Below are 25,309 nucleotides of genomic sequence, written 5' to 3'. Positions count from 1 at the left end.
TGTCATCAGTAAGGATCAGACCTTCTTTCAGCTTGTAAGCTTTCATAGCATCAAGCATTCCATCTAGTTCTCTTTTTCTGGTATCCGTGTTTTCAAGACTTTGAGTCACCTGTATAGCTTCTGTTATGTTGTATCCATCCCTTATAACAAAATCACACTCTTTATTCTCTTTGTGATAGTACACTTCTTTGGATTCCCTTTTCAGCTCCATGAACACAGTGTTCTCAAGGATTCTTCCATAGTCCTCTGATGTCCTGAAGCCCAGAATTCTTGCAATAGCAGTGTCTGTAAAGTAGACTTTCTTATTGGAATAAACTTGTACTTTAAGGGAAGTGGAGAATCTTGGTAAAAGATATGCAAGGTAACTGTTCTCGAGATACTCAAAGTATTCTTTTATTGTTGTTGCACTGGAAAGGCCAGTCAGTTTCCTGATATTGTTGTAACTTATCTCCTTTGCTATGTTTGATGCTGCAAAGAAGACTGTTGTTTTCAGTGCTTTTTCGTCTTTGAGATTGTATCTTGTAATTATGTCGCGGTAGAGTATGTTCTCATACAATGTCTTGACGTATAATTCATCCCTATTCTTCACAAATTCAGGTATTCCGCCGACATCAATGTACTCGTTGAAGTGTCTTTTTATTGTACTTTTTTCTGTGGTTGTCAGTACTTCCGGGATTGGCAGCTCATATTTCTTAAAATGCAGGAACTCTTTGAATGAATATGGATATAATGAATAGCTCAGATGCCTGCCCGTCAGGTGGGTTCCCATCTCACGGCTCAGCATGCTTGCGTTCGAGCCGGTTACATATACCTTCTTTCCGTTGTCATGGAGTCGTCTTACGAATCTTTCCCAACCCTGTATGTTCTGTATCTCATCGAAAAAGTAGATATTTTTCTCACCGTACAGTTCGGTCAGAAGTTCCTGCATCAACTGAAAATCAGCTATTGTGAAGTCAAAGAGCCTCTCATCATCAAAATTTACAAAATAGCTTTCATGAAGATGGTCTTTCCTGATTTCGTTCATGAGTGTTGATTTCCCTGCTCTTCGAAGCCCGGATACTATAACGATAAGATCAGACCTTTTTTCTTTTATCTCATCCAGCATCTCCCTTTTGACCAGCTCTCTCACATCTTTTATCTGATCATTCTGCTCTTTTAGCAGGGTTTTTAGTTTCTCTCTGTCCATATTCCATACTGGTTGTTCTTTGTTTATATACATTTGGTTTAATAGGCCAAATAATAAGCAGTTTATTTGGTTTAGCAAACCAAGTTAGTTAAATGGTGTTGATTTTTCTGTGGTTTGTAGTTATAACGTTGAATATAATGCTTCTTAGAAGAGGTCAAAAAGCTGGAAGGTGACTTTGGCGTGCAGTTCTAGGTGCTTCAACGCAAAGAACTTGATCCTTTTCACGAGGACCATCTGGGTGTGCTGGCGCGGATGTTCCTGGATGAGGAAGAGGCTTAAAGGCAGTAAAACAGATCAAAGAGGTGATTACACCTCTATTTTTGAAGCAGACACTTCCAGATGGGTTTTACAGATTTTTCTTTACAAATGTTTGTATTTCATACAGGAATACCTTATAAATTTTCCGTACAGTTAATTAGTTTGTCAATTATGTTTTCTTTCAATTCTATTGTGCTTTTAACTTTTTCTAATGGAAATGCAAATGTAATGATTGATTTAGAGTTGTTGTAATGCCCATTGGGAATATCGGAGAAATCTCTCATTGTAGAAATATCATCATTCAGCATGTTCTTTTCTTCTGGCTTATCTATCCAGAACCATTTTTTTGAGAGCCATCCTTCAAATCTAAATGACTTTGGATTATGTGGTACAATTATTCCTGCAACGATAAGAGGAACATTTTCCTGCATTTTAATATCTTTGCAACCGCCACTGTACCGTAAAAAGAGACTTATAAATAAAATTTGATCAGGCTCTGTACCTTCAATTTCTTGTTCAAGAGCATAAGCTCTGCAGAAATATGAGGGTATCCATGATTCTGGATTCAGTAAAGACCTACTTTGTTCATATACTGCTGTATTTCCATTAAATGTAGTGTATCTACTTTCTCCCATCAAACGATCGCAATCTCTTAACAAAGAGGCAATTTCAGAAAAAAATCCATTCATATTTTCAAAAGATTGGTTTAGTTGCTGGTTAAAATCTGTGCTTTCCATGTTTACCTCCTCATATGGTAATTGTAGCTGATTTTTGGGAGCATCCTACTAAAATTGTATTCTTTAATGCCTTTATCTTCAATATAATTATAAGTTATTTGTGAAATGATAACCGAAAAACCATATCTTAGATGACTGTAATCTTCAATCTCGGATATATATGAATATTTAGAGGAATCAAAGTCCATCTTATTAAATCCACTGAACCTTGAAAGTTTCTTGGCTTGCAAGACGTCTTTTATATGTGCTATTATCCTATTTTTTGTTTTATCTTCAAAATCAAAAATATTGGTGTTAGTTGCAATGTGCTCAATCTTCCACCAAGGTAGCCAGTATAAAGGGAGTTTTGCCGGTTCTTTATAATTTATATTTGTCCTGTGTTTCTCAATAAACTCATTAGCAGAATCATAAAGTGAACTTCTTGGTATAGTATCATCAGCTGTGACATAAATAAGAGCCTTTGAAACAATTTGCTTCCCCTCCAAGAAACCAAATTGTGTGTATAATTCTTGTTCTTCTATTATCCTCAGTTCTTTTGCTAATTGATCTGTAATCTCATCTGTATCGTAGTTTGCTTCTGAGGACTTTCCAGAGCTATATTTTGCTTCAATCAGGATTAAACTACATTTATTCTCTGGATGCTGAAGTATAATCAAAACATCTGGTTCAGTGTGCGTTTTTCCTGTTTTAATCCTAGGCCAGAAAATGTATTCCTCTGAAACGACAGGTTCAGAAGTATCTAATTGGTCATTAGAATCAAAATGCATTGATTCCTTTAAAATATATTTTAATAACTCATCAAAGTTCAAAAAAGAACAACATCCAAATATGTCTGATGTAAGAAGGTCTTCTGAATTTATGTTTGTCAACTTATTGTTTATTTCAGAGAATGTCATATTGAATCTTTACTTTGTATTAAGTTTTGGGTGAAGTTATTTACTTATATATTGCTATGGTGGTTCTTCAAAGTTTTCTTCAATACGTTCCAGCGGCATTCTATTAAATAGACAGTTTTAAGAAATATAACTCTATTGAAATAAAAAAGAGAACTTATGCATGTGAAAAAAGGGCTATATAGAAACCCTCCGTTTCCAAGAGAATTGCAAATTAGTACTTTTTTATTATAATGCACTATCTACTGCCTTTTTGTGGCGCTTCAATGCGCAAGTGTGAATCCTGTCAACAAGTATATATCATAGAAAAACACTATATGTAGTATAACCGCTACATATATCTTAATTGACTTAAAGAGGTACCAATATGAGACGCAAAACAATAGCAATACTTGCAATAGCGCTCCTTACAGGGTTGGCTGCAACTGCCATGGTAAGCGCTGAGACTCCTCTTGTGCAGCGTGCTTCAGGTTATGCTGGAGCTTTTTGCAACTGGGGCACAGGAGGCAATGGATATGGTCCGGGTTACTGCGCTGCGTACGCAGGTCAGGAACTTACAGTAAAGACCGCAGAAGAAGCTCTTGTGATAGCCAAAGAGCAGATCTCAGCCGATGTAACAGAAAATGACATTTACCAGATGGGCAGATGGTGGGTAGTCTATTATACTGTAGATGACACTGCCAGGCAAGGACGTATCGATGCATATACAGGTGAAGTTATTCCAGACTTTTTCGCCTCACAGTATGCTCCCGGCCAATACAGGCAGAGAATGGGCAGGGGCTATGGCATGATGGGTATGTGGAGATATTAAACCCATATTCGCTTTTTGAACAGTATGAAGTGCTCTTTAAATCCGAAGAAAGTCATCTGTATTATTGAATAGAGTAATTTATTTAAGGACATATTTATGGGGAGAACTGACAGGTATGATGGGATATTATGGTAGTATGTATGGCGGCCTCTTTGGTTTCCTTATCCAGATATTGGTCATACTTCTCATTGTAGGAGTTGTGGTCATGCTGCTCAGCAAGTCCAATTTTGCAGGCTCAGGTAACAATGAGAGGCTGGTGAAAGTGGAAAAGGACGTGGAAGAGATCAAAAAAGCCGTGGAAGAAATAAGGAACAAACTGAACGAGATCTAATTTTTAGAATGCACTAAGGTATATTCTTCTACTATTAGAGTAACATAATTCCTGGCTTAGAGATGGTCTGCAGATGACCCGATCGCTTGAACAAATAGTACACATCGGCGAGGCTCTCGCCCATCCGGTAAGAATACAATTATTGTACATGCTTTCCGAAAAGGAGAGATATATCTATGAGCTTGCCAAAGATCTGAACCTCTCAAGACAGGTAGTGGACCTTCATCTCAAACGCCTTGAAAAGGCAGGTTTTGTGGAAAGCGACCTGCGACTTGAAGAAAATGATCTGCGTGCAAAAAAATTCTTCAGGCTGAAGGAATTCGATGTGAAACTTTGCACAGAAGACCTGAAGAACATATTCAGTTGATCGGCTTCATGGAACCAGGATCTCACTTATAGCATGGATGACTCCATTGCTGCATTCAATATCCGGCTCTGTTATGTTGGCGGTATCCACCACAATGCCACCATTGTGTTTAATTCTCAGTTCTTTACCGCCTATGGTCCTGAGGGAATCAATGTTCTGGAGATCCTTCAACATGTATTTGCCTTCAACGATATGATAATTTATGATCCCCGTCAAGTATGGAATGTCAGCAAAGGCTTCCTCTATGACCTCTTCAGGTATCACCTCAAAAGCCGATTCCACTGGTGCGAACACAGTAAATGGGCCTGTATTGCTGTATTTGTCTATCAGTCCCAGTACCTCTGCGGCTTTAAGCAGGCTCTGAAAAGACCTTTTTTCTTGTGCTGTCCGTATTATGTTCTGTAGCTGTGCCATATAATCTCCCTATGATAAAGAGGAAAGCTTCTGACATAAAGTTTGCGTGATAGATCATCCCATCGAAAAGCATAAGAACCCATTTCTTACCTTATATCAATGTGGTGACCATAAATCGTATTATCAAAGCAGAGGGTCTTGTCAAAAGATACGGTGAACTCACGGTAGTTGATGGCGTAAGTTTTTATGTGGAAGAAGGGGAAATGTTCGGCTTCCTTGGTCCCAACGGTGCAGGAAAGACCACCACCATGAAAATGGTTCAGTGCGTTTCACCTAAAACATCTGGTAAACTTGAGGTCTTTGGGATGGATGTATCTGAGCATCCACGTGAAATTAAAAAAGACATGGGTGTCGTTCCTCAGGAGAACAACCTGGACCCCGATTTTACTATGTACGAGAATCTCAGGAACTATTCCCGATATTTTGACATTCCTCCGAAAGAAGCAGATAAACGCATAGAAGAACTTCTTGATTTTATGCAGCTTCAGGACAAAAAGCACTTCATGTCAGAATCCCTCTCAGGGGGTATGAAGCGCCGTCTTGTGCTTGCAAGGGCCCTCTTGAACAATCCTCGGCTGATAGTGCTTGATGAACCTACTGTAGGCCTTGATCCCCAAGCCAGGCATCTTATATGGGATAAATTGCGGTCTCTTAAAAAAAGAGGTGTCACCATTGTACTTACAACGCATTATCTGGATGAAGCGGAAAAATTATGCGACAGGCTTGTAGTAATGGATTATGGAAAAATAGTCGTAGAGGGTGAGCCTGTGCAGATAATAAAGGATCACATTGGCACTGGTGTGGTGGAAGTTGATAACCACCCTCAAATTGTGGAATGCCTACAAAAAAGTGGGTCCAGCTACGAGATAATGGGAGATATCATAGTGATATATACGAATGACCCAATGCATATTGCGGACCAGCTCAGCATGGAGTGCTCTCTGGATAAAATAACCACCAGAAAAGCCACTCTTGAAGACGTGTTCCTTAAACTCACAGGCAGAAAACTGAGGGAGTAACTATGTCCTACTTGCAATACTTCCAGATTCCGGAACTTGACAGAAGGCTCTTAAAGGTCTGGCTAAGGAACAAGGATGTTTTCATGAAGAACATTAAACTTAATTTCCTGCCACCTTTCCTTGAACCCATACTATACCTGGTGGCAATGGGATTCGGGCTAGGAACATTCGTGGATGACATCGGTGGCGTGTCCTATGCACAATTTATAGCTCCCGCCCTTATAGCAGTGTCTGTGATGTACGCTTCTTTCTTTGAATGTACCTATAGTTCTTATGTAAGAATGTATTACCAAAAGACATTCGATGCCATTATAGCTACTCCTCTCATTATTGAGGATGTGATCGCTGGAGAATTGTTCTGGGGAGCCACTCGTAGTACTATAAATGCCTTGGTAATGGTACCTGTAATAGCAGCCTTTGGGTTGATTGATCTGAAGTATGCTCTGCTAATTATTCCCTTTGCTTTTTTGGCAGGATTGCTCTTTGCCTGTATAGGCATGTGCTTTACGGCATTGACACCAAACATTATGGTTCTTGAATATCCGGCCCTGTTGTTCATTACTCCAATGTTCCTGTTCAGCGGAACATTTTTTCCTCTGGAAGTGCTGCCGGAACCCATACAATACTTTGCCTTTGCCTTCTTACCACTCACCCATATCGTAAGGGTCATACGGTCCATTGCTTATGGTTCTTTAGAATTGTCCCTGCTATCAAGCCTGTTATGGATATTCATGGCATCGTTGCTTTTTTTTGTATTGTCCATGAATCTCATGAAGAAAAAACTGATCGTATGACAAATTGTTGAAAGCGATATATTGAATTAATAATATGATATTTGGTATACGATGAATAGATTTATCCTGCTCATTGCCTGCTTCCTGGCAGTAGTTCCCCTATCAGGGTGCATAGACGAATTGGTGCCTTTGGAGAAAGTATCTGAGTCACCTGATTCCTCGATGTATGAGTTTGACGTGTTTCTCAATGGAAGCCAGCTCAATGGCAGTTTTGCAAGGACAAGCACTTTTTATCTGTCTACGAATTCCAGTGCAAAAGTTGTAAACATGATCGATAATGAGTCATTATTGGATATCATGCCTCTGGAGGACATTACAAGAACGGATGATGAAATACTGTCAAACATAGTGGTCATAGCTGATTATGCTAATAATACCAGTTCCTCTATAGATATTTTTCAGAACTATTCAACAGAGCAAAAAGTATCATCTTTAAACTATACTATCTCTGAAAAAGTGATAAAGGGACAAAAACATATCTACCTTAACTTCAGCGAATCCATAAGAGGTTATGTGGCATATACAATGGCTGTGCCCACCGGCCAGAATTTCCTCCACATTTCTCAGGCACCATCAGTAGTTCGTATAGTACTTCCTGAAGGCTACACTACAGGAAATTCATTAGTAGGCAGGGCAAGACCAGACCCACAAGACATATATTATGATGAAAAAGGGCGGATGAATCTGGTATGGTATAATATGGGTACAGAGAAAAGTTCTGTAGTAGGCATGTTCGAGACCCTATTCAAAACGGAGATCCAAACACCTCCCAATACAATAAAGCTCATAGCAGTGAAGTTCTACAAGGATTCGGCACCCGGGCATCTACTTGTTGCCGGAGTGATATTGACTTCTCTTGCTTTGATAGTGATCACAGATTATCTCAAAAAAAGAAGAAAATTAAGAAAACTGCGTGAAGAGATCGAAGCCGAAGCGAAGGGAAAAAAGCCACAGACATAGTTCAATGTTCCGGGCATGATTATATGTTTATTTCCATTCCATCGAATCCCAGTGGTAATTCTCTGGAGGCTATCTCATGTGGTGCAAAATAGTGGCTCAGATGAGTAAAAACCACTTTTTTTGCTCTGATCTCTATGGCAAGGTCTAGTGCCTCTTCAGAATTCATATGTTTTTTTACTTCTACAGTTGGCGGTACTATTGCATCGGCGATGAGAATATCAGGGTTCACTATGAGTTCAAGACTCCTGGCAGAGATGTTGCGTTGTGTATCCCCTGTGATAACCACTTTTTTCTGACCTTCTTTTATTATTACCCCAACAGGTCTTTTAGCTGGCGGATGCACCACTTCGAAGAGTGTGAATTCCAGGCCTATTAGCAAAAAAGGAGTGTACATTTTCACTTCGTGACGTCGGGGGTGCATGTAGTGCAGATATTCCAATATGTAATCCAGAGTCTCTTTTATTCCATATACATCCACGTTGTACTGTACTCTGTGGAACTCAGCAAAACCTGCAAAATGATCATAATGCGTATGTGTCCATATCACACCATCAACATGCCGGACACCATTATCAAGCAGCTGAGAACGTAGGTCCGGACCTGTATCCACAAGCACCTTTCCTTTTTCCGACTCTACGAGGATAGAAAATCTTGTTCTCTTGCTGCGCCCACCGTTTTGAGCATCAGTACAGGTTGGACATGTGCATCCTATTACAGGAGTGCCTGGAGCATCACCTGTTCCCAGAAGAGTGATCTTCATGTGTATTAGACCTGATCGGAATATTCATCTGTTTTCATAACGGCCCTTTCATTGAACGCATCAACTGCATTGATCATATCCTGCTGTGTTAGCTCGGTCCTTTCCTCTATAAGGGCGGTGAGCACACTTTCCCTTATGACCATCCTCAGATCGGATCCACTGTATCCTTCGGTGAGAGCTGCTATCTCAGAGTTATCATATTCACCTGGGATGGGTTTTGTGATTATATCGAGGATACGTATTCTCATTTCTTCATCCGGCAACGGGAAGTTCATGATCTCATCAAATCTTCTCCAGGCTGCAGAATCCAGCATCCGTGGATGGTTCGTAGCTGCCATGAGCAATACTCCGTCCCTTGTGAGACTTATGTCATCAATGGCCTTGAGCAGGGTATTGACAGCTCTCTTCAAAGCTGCATGTTCATCAGAGGTTCTTGTCTTGGCAACAAAATCAAATTCATCAATGAAAAGGATACAGGGGTTAAGTCTTTTTGCAAGAGCGAACACTCTGTCTATGTTCTTTGCAGTTTCTCCGAGATACTGATCAGTGATCATGGAGAGCTTTACCTCAACAAAAGGTATTGCAAGACGTTCGGACATTGCCCTTGCAACACTTGTCTTGCCAGTACCCGGTGGGCCCACCATGAGGATCTTTCCGATGTCGTACAGGCCAATCTTGTTCAGATAATCCCTATATTGAATAGCCTTAACGATCTTCTCGACCTCAGATTCCTGTTCTTTTGTGAGCACCAGGTCCTTCAATGGCTGGACAATATCTTCAGGGGCCTTTATGTGGACAAGTTTAAGCATGTCATCGCCCCCTTCCTCAGCAGCAATGGCATTTATCAGAGACTCGATCCATTCCCTGTCAACTTCTTTAGGTCTTATCTTGCTGCGGGCATCAGCATAATTTGCACCTTCTAACTTCTTTTTCTCATAGTAATATGCCAGACAGGGATTATGCGCTATCTTTTCAAGAGCCCCCTCCCTTTTTTCAAACCATTCAGCAGCTACCTCGAACGCTGTAAGGCGAATACGAAAATCGCGTTCATTTACATCTATAAAAGGCAGTGACCTTATCTCTCCCTTGAGTTCCTTTATCTCAAAGAGTTTTTCGATATCCGAATTAGAAACGGATAGTGGCCTGGGAACTGTTCTTTTTTCCCGGTTCCAGTAGTTTTTCCTCACATTTTTTGGAAGGTCACTTATTTCCAGTTCTGAATATTTGTTAAATATATGGGTGGTAAGCAAAAGCTCAACTATATCAAGGGTTATGTCCGCCATGTTCTAACCGATCAAAAGTGTTCTGTATTTTCAGAAGTCCATCGTTTGGACATCTTATATAAGTGTTCTTTTTAAATAAGCTTTTGTATAATTAAGGATGTGCTGCACAAGTTGTGAGATCAGACTTTCTTTATCTTCCCTTTTACAGGGAAATATATATCGCCGGCTTCCAGTAACCTGGCAATTGTTTTCTCGAGATCGTTTCTATCGATGTCCAATAATTTACATTTCTCTTCCAGTTCGTCTATGCCCAGTTCCCCTCCGTCTGAAATATGCTCAAGTATGATCTTGGAAATGTCTTTGTTACGAGCTTTCTGACCCTTATTTGGTGCAGCACAATATATCTCGCCTACTGGATCGTTGTTCTGAGATATATTACACTGAAAACTCTGTGAATGGATCGTGTGTACAGCTCCATTTGCTTGTATCTTTGCCTGCATCAAAGTACGGGCCTTGACAACCTCATCAAGGTTTTCAGAGGCACTGGTCAATTGTAGCTTTCTTACCTCCAGCCTGGCACCACATCTCTGGCATTGCACGGTCCTGGAAGTGCCAACTTCTATGATCTGTGCATGCATCCGGCATTTAGTACATACTATTACCCCATACATCACAAACACTTCTTATGCCAGCTATAAATACTGTACTGCTCATAAAGACCGAGGATGCACCTTATACGTGAGGCACAAGAAAAAGACATAGCCGGAATAGTTATTATAGAAGATATGTCATTTCCGGTACCTTGGCCAGATTTTCTTTTCATGGCCAATCTGGGAAATCCTGGTTTTATCGTATACGAAGACAAAAAAAATATAGTAGGGTACTCCATCCTTGGAACATTTATGGACAATGCTCATTTGCTCAGCATTGCAGTGCATCCGGAGCACAGAAAACATGGGATAGGCTCATTTTTATTAAAGGCATGTATAGATATTGCCCGATGCTATGGATATGAGTGTATCACTCTTGAGGTCAGGGAAAAGAACCTGAAAGGACAGAAATTCTACCAAGCACATGGCTTCAAGGAAAAAGAAATGGTTCCTGGCTATTATCTTGAGGACAATGCTGTGAGAATGTACCTCAAGATATGATTCATTTTCCATACCTTCTCTGTCTTTTTCTAAAATCCCGAAGGATCCTTAACAGATCTATTTTTCTGAAACCTATCCAGTTAACATCCGTGAAGAACAGCTCTGAATACACAGACTGCCATATCATGAAATCCGACAGATGCTTGCCTCCGGCCCTTATAACAAGGTCAGGTTCATGTTTCAACATGAGATGAGATTCTATGGTCTTTTCGTCAATTTGTTCTGGAGAGATCTTTTTCATTTTTACGTCTTCAAGTATGGTCCTTACAGCCTTTGTGATCTCACTGCGTCCACCAAAATCGATCGCCATATATACCATAAGCTTTGGACCGTTTCTTGTCTTAACAGATTCTCCCGTAGCATTATAGATCTCAAACCCTATTTCTTTGGGAAGCTGTTCCATCAGCAAACTAAGAGGATCCAGCAAACTTTCCATCATTGCTGACCGAAGTTTCTCTTCAGTGTCCAGCACATCCACATATATACTTATAACCTTGATGTGCAGTTCCAGGCACCAGTGAATATATGTTCCTAACTTATCCATCCCCTTCTTGTAAAGCAGATCACTCTCTGATATTACCAGGGTGAGATTTTCAGGAATGGAGTAATTGTTGCGAGAAAGATCTCTGAGGAGATACTTTTCATACACTGAACTTAATATGCTCCTATATTTCATATACCCAGCTTTTTTTATAATTTTCCTTTTTTGTTACTTTGCCGTCGAGACGATCTTCACCACTGAACCATTTTCAAGCTCATGTTTTTCTCCCAGTCTCATCTTTGTCTTTGCATCCACCGCATACAGAAACCTATCACCTATATCCGAATGTACCTTGTATGCAAGCTGATGGGCATTGGATCCTCTTTTCATAAGAAATGCATCAGGCAGCATTTTTCCATGTTTATCTGTCCATTTACCTTCATCTTCCACAGGATATACAACTATCAGATCAAGCAATTCGAATACGGCTTTGTTAATGCATTCCTGAATGCCAGTATTGTGCATTTTATGCAGAAAATGTCGAATGCTCTCAAGTGCTTTCTGCTGGGCAGGACTGAGATCCTGGGAAATAATGGAAAAATCTTTGTCTCCAAGGTCGTAACTGATAGCTCCTGCTTTTGAGGCAGACCTAAGGGCAAGTTCTGCAGCTGCGCTTGTAGGCACTACGATCCCTCCAACAGCTGTTAGTTTCTCTAAGTTCTGAGCAGGTGCAATATCTGCTTTGTTGGCTGCAATTATCATAGGCTTGCTGATCACCCTTATCTTATCACACAGGTCGATTATTTCTTCGTCGGTCCATTTGGTAATGTTATGATCAAGTCTTGTCATCAAAAGCGCTTCGATTACCTGTGATTCCTCAACTCCCGCACCTGCCAGCTGTTCTGCTAATACTCTTTCGATTTTCAGGTTCTCCCCTTGGGTCTTACGGGATAACTTCTGCCAATTACGTTTGAGTATACCTACCATCCACATAGTGATCTCATGGTTGAGGAACTGCACGTCTTCAACAGGATCATGACATCCGATATCGACAGGATTTCCTTCTATATCTGTACAGCCTGCTGCGTCTATTACGTGTATGATGGCCTGAGCCTGCCTGAGGTCATCGAGAAAAGTGTTTCCAAGACCCTTGCCCATATGCGCGTCGGGTACAAGGCCTGCAACATCTATGAGTTCAATGGGTACATACCGTATCCCATCCACACAGTTACCACATCTGTGATCTCGCTCCATGCACGGACATCTTACCCTTACATACGTGACCCCTTTGTTGGGGTGGATGGTGGTAAAAGGGTAATTAGCTATTTCCACATCTGCAAGAGTGGAAGCTTTGAAAAAGGTGGATTTTCCTGAGTTGGGTTTTCCTGCAAGTCCTATGGTCATCGACATAATCTATTAAATTCGCTTGTCAGGATTTAACTTTTTTTAATTACAATTGACTATTACTTCTCACTTTAACATGTCCACCAACAAACTTTTATTTGAATAGTACATTAGACATCAAACCAGTTGTCCCGATAGGGTAGTGGATATCCTTGAGGCCTGCGGAGCCTTAGACCCGAGTTCAAATCTCGGTCGGGACGTTAAAATAATTAAGTGCTATGCATTCACTTCGCTTGATCTATTAAGATGCGAAGTGAAATTAACACTTAAGTTAAAACTATCTAGTCTTCGATTATCTTCATGAATTCAGGTTCTTTCCTTATATTTTCGAAATCACTATCGTTTAGCGCATATTCTAGGTAGGACTTTTCCAGTTCGACAGCATATTTAAGAGACCTGATAGCTTCTTTATTCTTACCAGTACGGGAATATGCACATGCCTTATTGTACCACACTTCTGCAAAGTTTGGTTGCAGTTCTATTGCTTTCTGATAATTTACTAGTGCCTCGTCGAACTTTCCAAGATTTGCAAGAGCTGCACCTTTGCTGTTCCATGCTTCTGCATGATCACCTTTAAGCATGGTCACCTTGTCAAAAGCCTCCACAGATTCCTGGAAATTCCCAAGGTTACCCAGATCGATACCTTTGTTGTACCATGCTTCAAAGAAATCAGGTTTTAATTCCAGCGCCTTTTCAAAGTTCTTTATGGCTTCCTCATGCCTGCCAAGACTTGAAAGTACTACCCCTTTAGTGTTCCATGATTTCGGATTGTCCGGCTTAAATTTGATGGTCTTATCCAGAGCTTCAAGACTCTCCAGGAGCCTTCCAAGGTTAGCAAGCAAAATACCAATGCTGTTCCATGCTTCAGGATAATCGGGTTTTATTTCTGTAGCTTTTTCGAATGCTTCCAAAGCTTCAATAGACTTTCCAAGATGTGCAAGAGTAACTCCTTTATCACGCCATGTTTTAGCAAGATCAGGTTTCAGAGCAAGCGATTTTTCCAGTGCTTCAAGACTCTTTTCATGCTTGCCCATATTCTCAAGGGCAACACCTTTTTCACGCCATGCTTCTGCAAAATCTGGTTTGAATTCCAGTGCTTTCTGGTGATGCTCCAAAGATTCCCCATATTTACCCAGCTTATTCAATGCCATACCCATATTGTACAGTGTATCCGGATGGTTAGGCTTAAGGTCTAGTGCCTTCTTGTAAGAATTCAGAGCTTCTTCATATTTACCCATATTTGAAAGTACCATACCTCTGCTATTCCATGCATCTGCGTAGTCAGGGTATAGCTCTACAGCTTTTTCAAATGCTTCCAATGCCTTCTGGTAATTTCCAAGATGGTTGAGAGCCATGCATTTACCATTCCAGGCCTCTGAGAACTCTGGCTTTATCTTTAAAGCCTTTTCCAGAGCTTTCAGAGCATCATCATATCTCTGTAGTTTTATAAGGGTACTACCAGTCCCTTTCCATGCTTCAGCAAAGGAGGGCTTAAGGCTGCTTGCTCTTTCAAATGCTTCAAGAGCCTGCTGATATCTTTCAAGCTTTTCATAAATTGTCCCCTTTCCACACCAGGCATCTACCATCTCTGGTTCAAGATCCAATGCCCTTTGGTAGTTTTCCAAAGAGTCATCATATTTCTCAAGTTTGTATAGAGTGGCTGCCCTGTTATACCACGCTTCTGCACAATTGGGTCTAAGTTCCAATGCTTTATCGTAACTGCCCATAGCCTCTGTGTATCTTCCAAGCTCTGCAAGAGCACTTCCCATGTTAGACCATGCCTGAGCAAATTCTGGTTCAATTACTACCGTTTTCTGATAACTTGCCAGTGCTTCTTCATATTTTCCCATTCCTGCAAATACAACAGCCTGATTGAACAAGCCTCTTGGTAGCTCAGGGTCAATTTCAAGAGCTTTCTGGTAGTTGTGCAATGCCTCTTCATATTGTCCAAGTTCTGCAAGTGTCATTCCCAACCTGTTCCAGACATGTGCATTTGCAGGTTCAAGTTCAGAAGCTTTTATGAGAGCTATAAGTGCTTCTTCATGCTCACCCTGATCTCCAAGGATGACACCCTTATTATACCATGCGGGGCCAATTTTTGGATCGATCTCCAAGGCCTTTAAAAAACAATCCAGAGCTTTCTGCTGTTTACCAGTAATGATACGTATCATTCCCATGCTGTACCATGCTTCTGAGTGTTGTGGCATTATCCTTACAACTTTCTCGAAAGCCTCTATTGCATCCTGATTCCTTCCAAGCTCTGTAAGCATCTTTCCTTTGTAGTACCAGGCCTGTACATTTTCCGGATCTAACTTTGAAGCCTCTGTAAATGCTTCAAGTGCATCTTCATGTCTTTCAAGCCTTGAAAGTGCTTCTCCTTTGCTGTACCAGATATCTGCATGCTGTGGGTCTATATCCAAAGCTTTTTCAAAAGCCATCAGTGAATCACGATATTGTCCTAGCTTTAAAAGTGCTCTTCCTTTGCTTCCCCATACATCAAAAAGGCCGGCATTGATCTTTAAAGATCTCTCATAATCATGCAGTGCTTCTTCACATTTTCCAAACCTTTCATGAACATTGCCCAATCTATACCATGCCTGTGCATTATCAGGTTCAAGTTCTGTTGTGTTTGCAAATGCTTCCAATGCCTTTTCATATTTTTCCAGGCCCTCGTAAGCAATACCCTTATAATACCATATTCCTGCCTTGTTGTTATCTTTTGAGCTTGCGTTCTCCAAGGCTGCCAGAGCTTCCAGGTATTTGCCGGATTCCGCAAGCATCTTGCCCCTGTTATACCACGCTTGCATATTTTCCGGGTCTAAGTCTGTAACCTTTTTAAATGCTGCAAGTGCCTTTTCATGTTTTCCAAGCTCAGCAAGGATAACAGCTTTTCCATACCATGCTCCTGTGATGTCGGGCTCATGGTCCAGTGCCTTTTCATAGCTTTGCAGTGCCTCTTTCCCTCTTTCCAGTTTTTGAAGGAGTATGCCTCTGCTATACCAGGCCTGAGCATTATCAGGTTGAAGATCAGTTGCCCTTGTAAATGCTTCAAGTGCACTTTGTTGCTGTCCAAGTGTTTCATAGACCTTGCCTTTTCCATACCAAGCCTCTGTAAGCTTCGGTTCGATCTCTGTTGCCCTTATGTGGCTTTGCAGAGCTTCTTCGTTCCTTCCAAGTTTTTCCAGCAAGGTTCCTTTATTGAACCATATCTTGGCATTATTCGGCTCTATATCTGTCACATTTGTGAAAGCTTCAAGAGCCTCCTCGTACATTCCAAGCTCATTGAAAAGGGCTCCTTTATCATTCCATATTCTGGCATCTTCCGGAAGTATCTCCAATGCCCTGTCAAATGCTTCTAGAGCTTTCTGGAACCTTCCCAACTTCCACAGAACAGTAGCCTTACTGTACCAGGCTTCAGCATTCTGTGGCTCCAGTTTAAGTGCTTTGTCATATTCTGCAAGTGCCTCTTCATTACTTCCAAGAGTTTCATGGGCTAAACCTTTACCATACCATGCCTGTGCAAAATCCGGTTTTAATTCAAGTGTTTTATCGAAAGCTTCCAGTGCTTCAGTACATTTACCCACTTTGATGCAGGCCTCGCCTTTGCCTTCCCACGCATCAATCATTGAAGTTTTGATCTCAGTGGCCTTCTCAAATGCTTCCAGTGCGTCCCAATATTTTCCGAGCTGCAACAGAGCTTTTCCTTGCCCGTTCCATGCCTGGGCAAGTGTGGGATCAAGTTGCAGTGCTTTACAATAGTTCTCTAATGCATCTGCATAGTTACTGATCTCAGCTAATGTGAAAGCCTTGTTATTCCATGCATTAGCATAGTTAGAATCTATCTTTAATGCTTCATCGAACTCAAGAGATGCTTCCTCAAGTGAACCGGCACAGTAAAACCCAATACCACAGTTAAGGTGGTATGCTGCAGAGAGTTCACAATCAAGGATAGTTGCAAATCTACTATAGTCACACAGTGAAACAAATTCCTTTTTTATTTGCGGAGGTATGTCGGTATTTGGAAGTGTGTTGAATTGTTCAAAATCCACATCTGATATATCTACCTTATGTGTGAAGGACTCCTTCAGCTGGTGTATCTTTTTATCCAATTTTTCTCTTTTCTTATGTTCAAGGATAAAAAAATAAAGCAATAAAATTACAGAGACCATTAGAAAGTAGAGAACTAAGTTTCCTCCGAGTACAGCAACCATGAAATCACATTCCGTTTTTTCAAATATATACTAATTAATATACTATATATCTTTATAGATTTATCTTAAAAAAAAATTTGTGCCTGAGAGATGACTATTAGTCATATATTTACATAGGTGTGCTTTTGTAGAGTCAAGAAAAGTGTTCTTTAATACTGACGACTAAAAGACAGAAGTCCATTGACATATATGCATTATACAGTCCAGCGGATACCTTTGTAAATGGCTGGAATATTAAGAAAGGATCTTGCTTATAAGAGGTAGATAATATGAAAATAAATGTGATATTCTACAGCCTTTATGGACACATCTGCAGATGGCAGAAGTAGAACTTTTCCAGATACAAGAAACGTTTAATGAAGAGATACTTGAAAAAATGGGGCCATTGAGCCAAAGAAACCATTTGCCCATATACTGGTAGCTACAATTGATTCACTCGCAGAAGCAGACGGTATAATTTTCGGTGTTCTTACCTGTTTTGGGATGGTCCCGTTTCAGATGCAGGCATTCATAGAAAGGACTGTAGGCCTGTGGTCAAAGGGAGGGCTTGTGAATAAAGTGGTAGCATATTCACGTATTCAGTAACCCAGCACCGAGGATAGGAATTAATTATACTGGGATTCTCTACAGTGCTATCCCATCATTGCATGGTCATAGTGGGAGTACCATATACATACCCAGGTATCAGTGTTAAGAATTAGGTCAGTGGAGGAGGACCTTACGTTGTATCTACTGTGGCTGGCAATGGCATTGGAAAGTTACTACAAAGAACGAACTTGATACAATCCGTTTTCCGGGAAAACGTGTTGCAGAGATTACCAGAAAACTGGTCGGTTAATGATCGCCATGTAGCTTGTTACATGCGTGTTCCAAATAATGTTTTTGAGTCAGGGGCCATATTATCACAATACTCTTAGTACCTTATTGATCTGTGAAATAGAGAACATAAGGTCTTCAACATTTCTTTTTCCCATATTTCCCTGATCATGCAGGTAACCAAGTTCCACGATCGCACCTTCCAGGCTGTCAAAGGCAGAAAGCACATCAAGATCATTGCCCATGTGGCTGTTAAATGCAGGAATCATTTCTTTTATTATTTCTGAGGCTTTAGTATCTTCCAAGTTTTTATCCGATGATGGCCTTTTCAGTTTATCTATGTTCACTAGAAGATCCCTTAAACGCTGAGTCGTTTGTTCCATGGACTTATAGGTAAAGTTCAAACGTTCCCTATAATGGCCATATATAAGGAAAAAACGTATCTCTTTTCCGGAATAACCATTGGAGAGCAAATTTTCCGGATATATGACATTACCTCTGCTCTTGGACATTTTCTTTCCTTCAACTAACAAATGGGCACCATGCAACCAGTAACTGGAAAGTTTTTTTCCAGCGACGGATTCCATTACAGCTATATTGTAATCGTGATGTCTTACAAGATTATCTTCACCGCCACACCAGATATCAACTGTGGGACCGAGCGTATCACATAGCATTGCCGGATCCTGGATGTTCCATGAGGGCCTGCCTCTTCCTAAAGGCGACTCCCACGATAAACCCTCTTCAGTACGATGCCCATGCCAGAGAATAAAATCACCTATATTCCAGTTATTACCTGGATATGTGTCCTTATGAAAACGCCTTATCTTTGCAGGCCAGTCAGAACTTTTAAGATGGCTCAGCTTTCCAAAATCTTTGAAGGAACGAATATCAAAGTATACATTTCCTTTATACCAGTAAGCGTGTCCATTCTGAAGTAACTTCTCTATTATTTTCACCGCCATCTCCACTGAAGTAGAAGATCTGGGGTTGTATGTGGGCTTTTTGATCTCAAGCTCAGCAATATCCATGAAGAATTTGGCAGCACAACTGTTGGTAAGGCTGAAAATATCTGTTAAGTTTTTATTTGACTCAATTATGGCTTTATCCTCTATATCTGTAAAATTGAGGGTCCTCTCCACATCATACCCGGTAAATTCCAGATAACGTAAAAGAATATCCTCAAAAAGGAACGTACGATAATTCCCCAGGTGCGCAGGCTGGTAGATAGATGGACCGCATGTGAACATCTTTACTTTTCCATTCTCCTCGGATTTAAATTTCTCTAGATTCTGAGTCATGCTATTGTACAATCTAAGCAAAGTTTGCTCTCCCCATTTACTTAATTATGAAATGAACTTATAAAAAATTATGCGAAATCTGAACAACAAAAACTTATTAGTGATATTACACTGTGATTTTGTTTTTGGCTTTTAGTATGTTATCGGTATTTCTTAAAACCCTATTTATTTAGGTTTTGTTGATTAATTTCATTATTATAATGATAAGCATATAGTGTAATGTACATATATTTATATAGATTCCTCTTTTAGGTAAATCACTCCTTTTAGAGGAAGGAGTATTAAAAACAGACTAAGTGGTATTGATCATGCAAAAACAGAGATTGATTCCTGTTGTACTTCTGATCGCGTTGATGTTTTTTTCAAGCGGTCTAATGTACCATCTTCCTGGCGGTGGAAAAGTTCCATCTATGAACGATGTGAATTGTAGCAGTGATATTATAAGACTACTATCTGAAAATGAACCGAATTTACATACAGAAGAACCGAATGTAACTGTACTTAGCAATGAACCAGTTTTAACTGGCTCTGACGTGGGTCTTTCTGAGAGGTCTTCCAATCCTTACTCTGGAGAAGGAGGTAACCCTATGCATTCTTTTACAAAAAAAGAAGATGTATTTTCCGGTAACACATTCACAAAAACCGAGCTTGAAGATGAATCTGCTGGTGAAACCACTGGTATTGAGGTGACATAAATGCAACTCAAGTTAAGTGGATCGATCTATTTTGGAATCTCATTATTTTGTATGATAATGTTCGCAGGAATAGTCTCAGCTGAAGAACTCAGCGTGAACTTTGTTAGCCAAATTGATATAAATAACTACAATGCTGCCGGTATTACCAATGCTTTTACGACACAGGAGCAGGATCTTGTCAGTCACTTTGGTGGAAGCATTTCGAATGTTGTAGTAGCCGGAAATTATGCATATCTTGGACAGGGACAGGATATGCTGGTGATCGATATCACTGAAGTTTCTAATCCTGTAGAAATAGGAAGGGTAACTACTCCATCTTTAGTGAACAATATTGCTATATCTGGGAAATATGCATACATAGCAAATGCTGATAACGGTCTTTTGATAGTGGAAATCTCAAATCCGGCCATACCAGCGATCGTAGGAACTTATGATTCCGGTTCTGCGTATGGTGTTGCTGTATCAGGTGATTTAGCATATGTAGCTGATGGTACTAGCGGTCTTGTTATTGTGGATATTATTGATCCTGTGGCACCAACACTTGAAGGGGTTTATAATACTGCCGGGGTGGCATCTCATGTTGCCATAGCAGGCGATTATGCCTACGTAGCTGATGGTGTTAACGGCCTTGTGGTTGTTGATATCGCTGTTCCATCTTCACCAAGCATTGAAGGAACATATGACACTGCCGGAAATGCATACGATGTTGCAGTATCAGGCAATCATGCATATGTAGCCGATGGGACTAATGGTCTTGCAATAATAAACATCACATATCCCTCCTCGCTGACTCTTGCCGACACCTATGACACTGAGGTTCTTGCAAGAGGGGTCACTGTATCAGGCAGTTATGCATACGTAGCCGATGGTGATGGCGGAGGTCTTGTGATAGTGAACATCAGTGATCCAGCGAATGCTTCGAGTTCAGCGGTCTATCGTGCTACTGCAGGCAATGCATATGATGTTGCTGTATCAGACAATTATGCATATTTAGCATTTGGCAGAAGTGGCCTTGCTGTAGTGAATATTACAAATCCAGCAGCACCAGCTTTTGCAGGTAAATATGATATGTCTGGTTATGCATCTGGTGTTGCCATAGCAGACAATTATGCATACGTAGCTAATGGTTACATGGGTCTTTCGGTAATAAATATTGCAGATAGGTCTTCTCCAACCAGTGCAGGTCGTTACATTACCGCTGGGTATGCACGTGATGTTGCCGTGTCAGGAAGCTATGCATACATAGCCAATGATATCAATGGCCTTGTCATAGTAGACATATCCGATCCGTCTGCACCAGTTTATAAAGGGACATATAATACTGCTGGCTGTGCATGGGATGTTGCCGTATCAGAGGATTATGCATACATAGCTGATGGTGAAAATGGCCTTGTCATAGTAGACATATCCAATCCGTCTGCACCAGCTTATAAAGGCAGCTGTGACACTCCTGGTAAGGCTGAAAATGTCGCAATATCAGGCAGTTATGCATACGTAGCTGATGGTGACAGCGGTCTCATACTAATCAACATCAACGATCCAGCCATGCCTCTAATAGAAAACATTTATAATACCGCTGGTCACTCATATGGTATTTTCGTAGTTCCTATCAGTAACTATGCATACATAGCTGATGGTGCTAATGGTCTTGTGATCCTGGATGTAAGTAATCCTGCTGTACTGACACTTAAAGGCAGTTATGACACTAATTCTGCCCAGAACATTGCTGTATCCGGCAATCATGCATACATAGCAGATGACAGTAATGGTCTTGTGATCCTGAATATCACTAACCCTTCTGCTCCAACACTTGCAGGCAGTTATAATACTGCTGGTTATGGGTATGGTGTTGCAGTATCAGGCAATTATGTATACGTAGCAGATTTTGATAACGGTCTTGTCATACTTCAAGTGGATAACGGATCAAATGAGCCTGACATCACAGCACCTGCACCTGTAACTGCTTTGAACGAAGTTGGAACAGGCTCTTATTGGATCAGGTGGTTATGGACAAACCCTAATGACGCTGATTTCAGTCATGTGATGGTATACTTTGACGGAGCTTTTGTAACGAACACATCAGAAGGATATTATAATTCGACAGGTCTTATTGAAGGCAGCACACATACAATAAGCGTCAAGACCGTAGATGCATCCGGTAACATTAACTCTGCATGGGTTAACGATTCAGCAACAACTGTACTTTCGACAGATTCGATACCAGCTGGATCTATAACAGATCTGGGAGAAAATGATTTTGATTCCGATTGGATCAGTTGGACATGGACAAATCCCCATGATGCTGATTTTAGTCATGTGATGGTATACATAGACGGAGCATTTGTTACAAATACTGCCGATAGCTCTGTAAATTTCTACAATGCTACCGGACTTTCCGAAGATATCACTTACACCATCGGTGTTCGTACAGTGGACACTTCAGGCAATATTAATTCAATATGGGCCAATGATTCAGCCACTACAGTGAAGCTTCCAAATATCTCAAACCTCTCTGGAACAAATATCACAAAAACTTCTATAACACTTACATGGGAAAACTCGGATGACACCAGCAGGGTGCAAATAACAAGGAATGACATGATCCTTGGTAATGTGAGTGGATCAGCATGTTACGTAGACAGTAATTTGAGCAGTGGTAGAACTTATACATATACTCTTATCCCATATGGCCAGGATGGTCTGGAAGGTAGAGCAGTAAGTGTGAACCTGAGAACCAAGTCGGGTAGCAGCGGAGGAGGAAGTAGTGGAAGCAGCAGCAAAAAAAGCAGTAGCGGAGGAAGTGGAGGTGCAGCCTCAGTTGAGGACTTTGCAAATCTGGCAATGAAAGATGTTGCAAACGCTTACCTTAGAATGGATTCAAATGCAATCTACGAATTCTCAAGGGAAGGAAATCCGATACGATCAATCAGTTTGTATTCCCTCAAGAACTCTGGCCAGATAACATCCACTATCGAAGTATTGAACAACAGGTCAAAACTTGTTAACAGTACTCCTGATGGATCCATCTATAAATATGTGAACATATGGGTTGGCAAGGCAGGCTTTGCAACAGCATCTAACATAAAAGGTGCGCATGTAATGTTCAAGGTGAACAGTTCCTGGATCCAGCAGATGGGTCTTAGTCCAGACGACATTAAACTGCAGAGATATAACGGAACTGCTTGGGAAGTATTACCTACAACAATGGAAAGCAGCACCGGCAGTTACGTGATATATGAGTCTAAGACACCTGGATTCTCATCATTCGCCATAACTGCTGAGAAAGCACTTGCCGCTTCTTCAATTACTGATGCGGATGCAAGTATCAGTTCAGAAGGCTCATCAAGCGAGCATATCCCAACAGGTGATACAAACCAAGATCAAGCATCTGAAAAATCCAATGTATGGATCTTAATAGCGGCTATTCTTGTAATAGGCACAGTCACTGCAAGTTTTGTATATCTGAAGAGGAAACAGAACTGAGATCTTGTCACCCCCTGTACTTCCACCGTGCAGGGGGATACGCAAAGAATATAGAAGTTGGTCTTAGTTTCAGAAATGTTAGTTCAGATCCGGCTTGGATTGCAAGAATTCCTATCATATTTTTTTGTTAGCACCACTCTTTCTAAATATTGGAGGCCGGACTGTAAAATATGCATATATATATATATGAATACATCTCCTTTCAGAAGCGGAGTACTAAAAGTCTAAGTGGTGCCGATCATGCAAAAACAGGTGTTGATTCCTGTTGCACTTCTGATCGCAGTGATAGTTCGTTCAAGCGGTCGAAAGTACCATTATCAGAAAGGTGCAAATGTGTCACAGAAGATATTGGATTCTTCCCCACAATAGGGAATAGTGGCAGTTCAAGTCTTCTACAAAGGAAGAGCAGAAGGCCCTCCGGAATATCTAAACAACTGAACTAAACACCTGAAACTGAATTTGCTGATGAAGCCACTAAAACTGGAGTGATAAAGTGCAACTCAAGTTAAGTGGATCGATCTATTTAGGAGTCACAGTATTATTAATGCTACTGATCTCAGGGGTCAGTGCAGCTGAAGAGCTTAAAGTAGATTTTGTTAGTCAATATAATGAAAATACATATGATACAGCCAGTATAACCAATGCTATTACCGGGGAGGACTTTGTCAGCCACCGCGGAGGAAGTATTACCACTGTTGTTGTAAACGGCAATTATACCTATGTTGGACAAGGACAGGATATGTTGGTCCTGAACGTTAGTGATGTTTTCAATCCTGTAGAGGTAGGAAGGGTCACCATTAACGCGACAGTCAACAATATTGTCATATCTGGAAATCATGCATATGTGGCCGATGGGAATGGCCTGGTAGCAGTGGACATCACTAACCCGGCAGCACCAGTCATTACAGATACTTCTGGTTATTTCGGATCAGGTGTTGCAGTATCAGGCAATTATGCATACTTGGCCAGCGGAACCAGGGGCCTTGAAATAGTAGATATAAATGATCCGGAAGCCCTATACCGTCATCCTACTCATGATACGCCCGGTTATGCTTATGATGTTGCTGTAAACGGCAGTTATGCGTACGTAGCAGATGGTGACAATGGGCTTGAGATCGTCGATATAACAGACCCAGACGCACCAATCCATGCAGGTAATTATAACACTTCCGGCTCAGCAAGAGGTATTACAGTATCAGGAAACTATGCATACATAGCTGATGGGACCAATGGACTTGTTATCGTCAATATATCAAACGCGTCCGCACCAACCCTTGCAGGAACCCGTGATACTGCAGGATTTGCAATAGATGTTACCCTATCAGGCAGCAATGCATACGTAGCCGATAGGACCAATTGTCTTGTAATTATAAATGTCGCAGATCCTACATCACCAGCCAGTGTAGGATCACACAACATTCCTTCTTCAGATGCTTCTTGCGTTGATGTATCAGGTAACTATTCTTATGTCGCCTATGGAAGAAGTGGTCTTTCAGTTCTGGATGTCACAGATCCGACAGAGCCAAACAGTGTAGCTATCTTTACGACCACTGCAGGGTTTGCAAATGGTGTGGTTCTGTCAGACAATCATGCATACATAGCCAATGGTTTCATGGGCCTCTTGGTTGTGAACGTAGCTGATCCAGCTGCACCAACCTTTGCAGGCAATTATACCACTACCGGCTATGCACATGATCTTGCTGTTTCTGGAGATCATGCGTATGTTGCCGATGGGACAAGTGGCCTTGTAATTCTAAATGTCACAAATCTAGCATCACCGGTATTGAGTGATAACTATGACACTTCTTCTGGTCATGCTTATGGCGTTGCAATCTCAGAAAATAATGCATACGTTGCGTTTAATAGCAGTGGCCTTTCGATAGTAGACGTTACAAATCCAGAAAATGTGGTCGGAGACGATTATGATACTGCAGGAAATGCAGAAAATGTTGCTGTAGCAGACGGTTATGCCTACATAGCAGATGGTGATGCTGGTCTTGTGATCATGGATATT

21 protein-coding genes, 1 tRNA gene and 1 pseudogene are annotated in these 25,309 nt (G+C 40.9%); 12 read left to right on the top strand and 11 right to left on the bottom strand.

The features are described from left to right. The 3 genes from AB7U21_RS02115 to AB7U21_RS02105 form a co-directional block, all read right to left on the bottom strand. Positions 1-1,186: ATP-binding protein (locus AB7U21_RS02115; protein ID WP_428386760.1), on the bottom strand; the 1,186-nt coding region annotated here is incomplete at its 3' end. A gap of 392 nt (positions 1,187-1,578) precedes the next feature. Then, the gene (locus tag AB7U21_RS02110; RefSeq protein ID WP_333787145.1) at positions 1,579-2,181 is read right to left on the bottom strand and encodes a hypothetical protein; all 603 of its coding nucleotides are present in this window, start codon (positions 2,179-2,181) and stop codon (positions 1,579-1,581) included. A 2-nt stretch (positions 2,182-2,183) separates the two neighbouring features. Next, positions 2,184-3,077, bottom strand: coding sequence for a hypothetical protein (locus tag AB7U21_RS02105; protein WP_333787144.1), 894 nt, complete (start codon positions 3,075-3,077; stop codon positions 2,184-2,186). 364 nt (positions 3,078-3,441) lie between these two features. On the opposite strand from AB7U21_RS02105, the gene AB7U21_RS02100 reads away from it, so the two are divergent. From AB7U21_RS02100 to AB7U21_RS02090, 3 genes are all read left to right on the top strand, one after another. Continuing rightward, a complete protein-coding gene (locus AB7U21_RS02100; RefSeq protein WP_333787143.1) occupies positions 3,442-3,885 on the top strand; it encodes a PepSY domain-containing protein in 444 nt (147 codons plus the stop codon). A gap of 64 nt (positions 3,886-3,949) precedes the next feature. Continuing rightward, positions 3,950-4,216: a hypothetical protein gene (locus AB7U21_RS02095; protein WP_428386757.1), complete on the top strand. Its 267-nt coding sequence runs from the start codon at positions 3,950-3,952 to the stop codon at positions 4,214-4,216. 73 nt (positions 4,217-4,289) lie between these two features. Continuing rightward, entirely contained in the window at positions 4,290-4,583 is a 294-nt protein-coding gene (locus AB7U21_RS02090; protein ID WP_292351562.1) for an ArsR/SmtB family transcription factor, read from the top strand. Positions 4,584-4,589: 6 nt separating this feature from the next. Here the strand turns inward: AB7U21_RS02090 and AB7U21_RS02085 are convergent, their stop codons facing one another. Next, positions 4,590-4,997 carry a fasciclin domain-containing protein gene (locus AB7U21_RS02085; RefSeq protein WP_333788126.1) on the bottom strand — a complete coding sequence of 136 codons (408 nt, stop codon included), beginning with the start codon at positions 4,995-4,997 and terminating at the stop codon, positions 4,590-4,592. 104 nt (positions 4,998-5,101) lie between these two features. On the opposite strand from AB7U21_RS02085, the gene AB7U21_RS02080 reads away from it, so the two are divergent. Genes AB7U21_RS02080 through AB7U21_RS02070 form a run of 3 tightly spaced genes read left to right on the top strand, consistent with a single transcriptional unit; the run spans position 5,102 to position 7,770 of the window. Then, positions 5,102-6,016: an ABC transporter ATP-binding protein gene (locus AB7U21_RS02080; RefSeq protein WP_333788127.1), complete on the top strand. Its 915-nt coding sequence runs from the start codon at positions 5,102-5,104 to the stop codon at positions 6,014-6,016. Between the two features lie 2 nt (positions 6,017-6,018). Continuing rightward, complete coding sequence (locus AB7U21_RS02075; protein WP_333788128.1) at positions 6,019-6,810, top strand: ABC transporter permease; 792 nt, start codon at positions 6,019-6,021, stop codon at positions 6,808-6,810. 51 nt (positions 6,811-6,861) lie between these two features. Continuing rightward, positions 6,862-7,770, top strand: coding sequence for a DUF5803 family protein (locus AB7U21_RS02070; protein WP_428386753.1), 909 nt, complete (start codon positions 6,862-6,864; stop codon positions 7,768-7,770). A gap of 19 nt (positions 7,771-7,789) precedes the next feature. On the opposite strand, the gene AB7U21_RS02065 is transcribed toward AB7U21_RS02070, so the two are convergent. From AB7U21_RS02065 to AB7U21_RS02055, 3 genes are all read right to left on the bottom strand, one after another. After that, positions 7,790-8,530 carry an MBL fold metallo-hydrolase gene (locus AB7U21_RS02065; protein WP_428386751.1) on the bottom strand — a complete coding sequence of 247 codons (741 nt, stop codon included), beginning with the start codon at positions 8,528-8,530 and terminating at the stop codon, positions 7,790-7,792. A 5-nt stretch (positions 8,531-8,535) separates the two neighbouring features. After that, complete coding sequence (locus tag AB7U21_RS02060) at positions 8,536-9,813, bottom strand: ATP-binding protein (protein WP_333788131.1); 1,278 nt, start codon at positions 9,811-9,813, stop codon at positions 8,536-8,538. A gap of 119 nt (positions 9,814-9,932) precedes the next feature. Beyond that, positions 9,933-10,424, bottom strand: coding sequence for a DUF5817 domain-containing protein (locus AB7U21_RS02055; protein WP_428386748.1), 492 nt, complete (start codon positions 10,422-10,424; stop codon positions 9,933-9,935). A 54-nt stretch (positions 10,425-10,478) separates the two neighbouring features. Between AB7U21_RS02055 and rimI the strand changes: the two genes are divergently transcribed. Beyond that, the gene (gene rimI / locus AB7U21_RS02050; RefSeq protein ID WP_428386746.1) at positions 10,479-10,904 is read left to right on the top strand and encodes a ribosomal protein S18-alanine N-acetyltransferase; all 426 of its coding nucleotides are present in this window, start codon (positions 10,479-10,481) and stop codon (positions 10,902-10,904) included. 1 nt (position 10,905) lies between these two features. Here the strand turns inward: rimI and AB7U21_RS02045 are convergent, their stop codons facing one another. Beyond that, on the bottom strand, positions 10,906-11,580 hold the full coding sequence (locus AB7U21_RS02045; protein WP_428386744.1) for an undecaprenyl diphosphate synthase family protein: 675 nt from the start codon (positions 11,578-11,580) through the stop codon (positions 10,906-10,908). A 33-nt stretch (positions 11,581-11,613) separates the two neighbouring features. After that, positions 11,614-12,795, bottom strand: coding sequence for a redox-regulated ATPase YchF (locus AB7U21_RS02040; RefSeq protein WP_333788135.1), 1,182 nt, complete (start codon positions 12,793-12,795; stop codon positions 11,614-11,616). 122 nt (positions 12,796-12,917) lie between these two features. On the opposite strand from AB7U21_RS02040, the gene AB7U21_RS02035 reads away from it, so the two are divergent. Beyond that, positions 12,918-12,989: transfer RNA gene (locus AB7U21_RS02035), tRNA-Arg, on the top strand. 81 nt (positions 12,990-13,070) lie between these two features. On the opposite strand, the gene AB7U21_RS02030 is transcribed toward AB7U21_RS02035, so the two are convergent. Beyond that, positions 13,071-16,898, bottom strand: a complete 3,828-nt coding sequence (locus AB7U21_RS02030) for a tetratricopeptide repeat protein (RefSeq protein ID WP_428386742.1) — start codon at positions 16,896-16,898, stop codon at positions 13,071-13,073. A 1,004-nt stretch (positions 16,899-17,902) separates the two neighbouring features. Beyond that, entirely contained in the window at positions 17,903-19,117 is a 1,215-nt protein-coding gene (locus tag AB7U21_RS02025; RefSeq protein ID WP_428386740.1) for a class I tRNA ligase family protein, read from the bottom strand. A 308-nt stretch (positions 19,118-19,425) separates the two neighbouring features. Here AB7U21_RS02025 and AB7U21_RS02020 point away from each other — a divergent pair, with 308 nt between their 5' ends. The 4 genes and pseudogenes from AB7U21_RS02020 to AB7U21_RS02005 all read left to right on the top strand — a co-directional run. Beyond that, the gene (locus tag AB7U21_RS02020) at positions 19,426-19,812 is read left to right on the top strand and encodes a hypothetical protein (RefSeq protein WP_428386738.1); all 387 of its coding nucleotides are present in this window, start codon (positions 19,426-19,428) and stop codon (positions 19,810-19,812) included. Further along, entirely contained in the window at positions 19,813-23,295 is a 3,483-nt protein-coding gene (locus AB7U21_RS02015; protein WP_428386736.1) for a PGF-pre-PGF domain-containing protein, read from the top strand. 240 nt (positions 23,296-23,535) lie between these two features. Beyond that, positions 23,536-23,664 (top strand): hypothetical protein, encoded by a 129-nt coding sequence (locus tag AB7U21_RS02010; protein ID WP_428386734.1) that lies wholly within the window; start codon positions 23,536-23,538, stop codon positions 23,662-23,664. Between the two features lie 124 nt (positions 23,665-23,788). Beyond that, positions 23,789-25,309, top strand: a pseudogene (locus tag AB7U21_RS02005) (hypothetical protein); the annotation flags it as partial.

The sequence above is a fragment of the Methanomethylovorans sp. genome, assembly GCF_050177135.1.
Lineage (GTDB): Archaea > Halobacteriota > Methanosarcinia > Methanosarcinales > Methanosarcinaceae > Methanomethylovorans.
The sequence above is the reverse complement of the archived record's forward strand: the minus strand, read 5'-3'. Positions and strand labels throughout refer to the sequence as shown.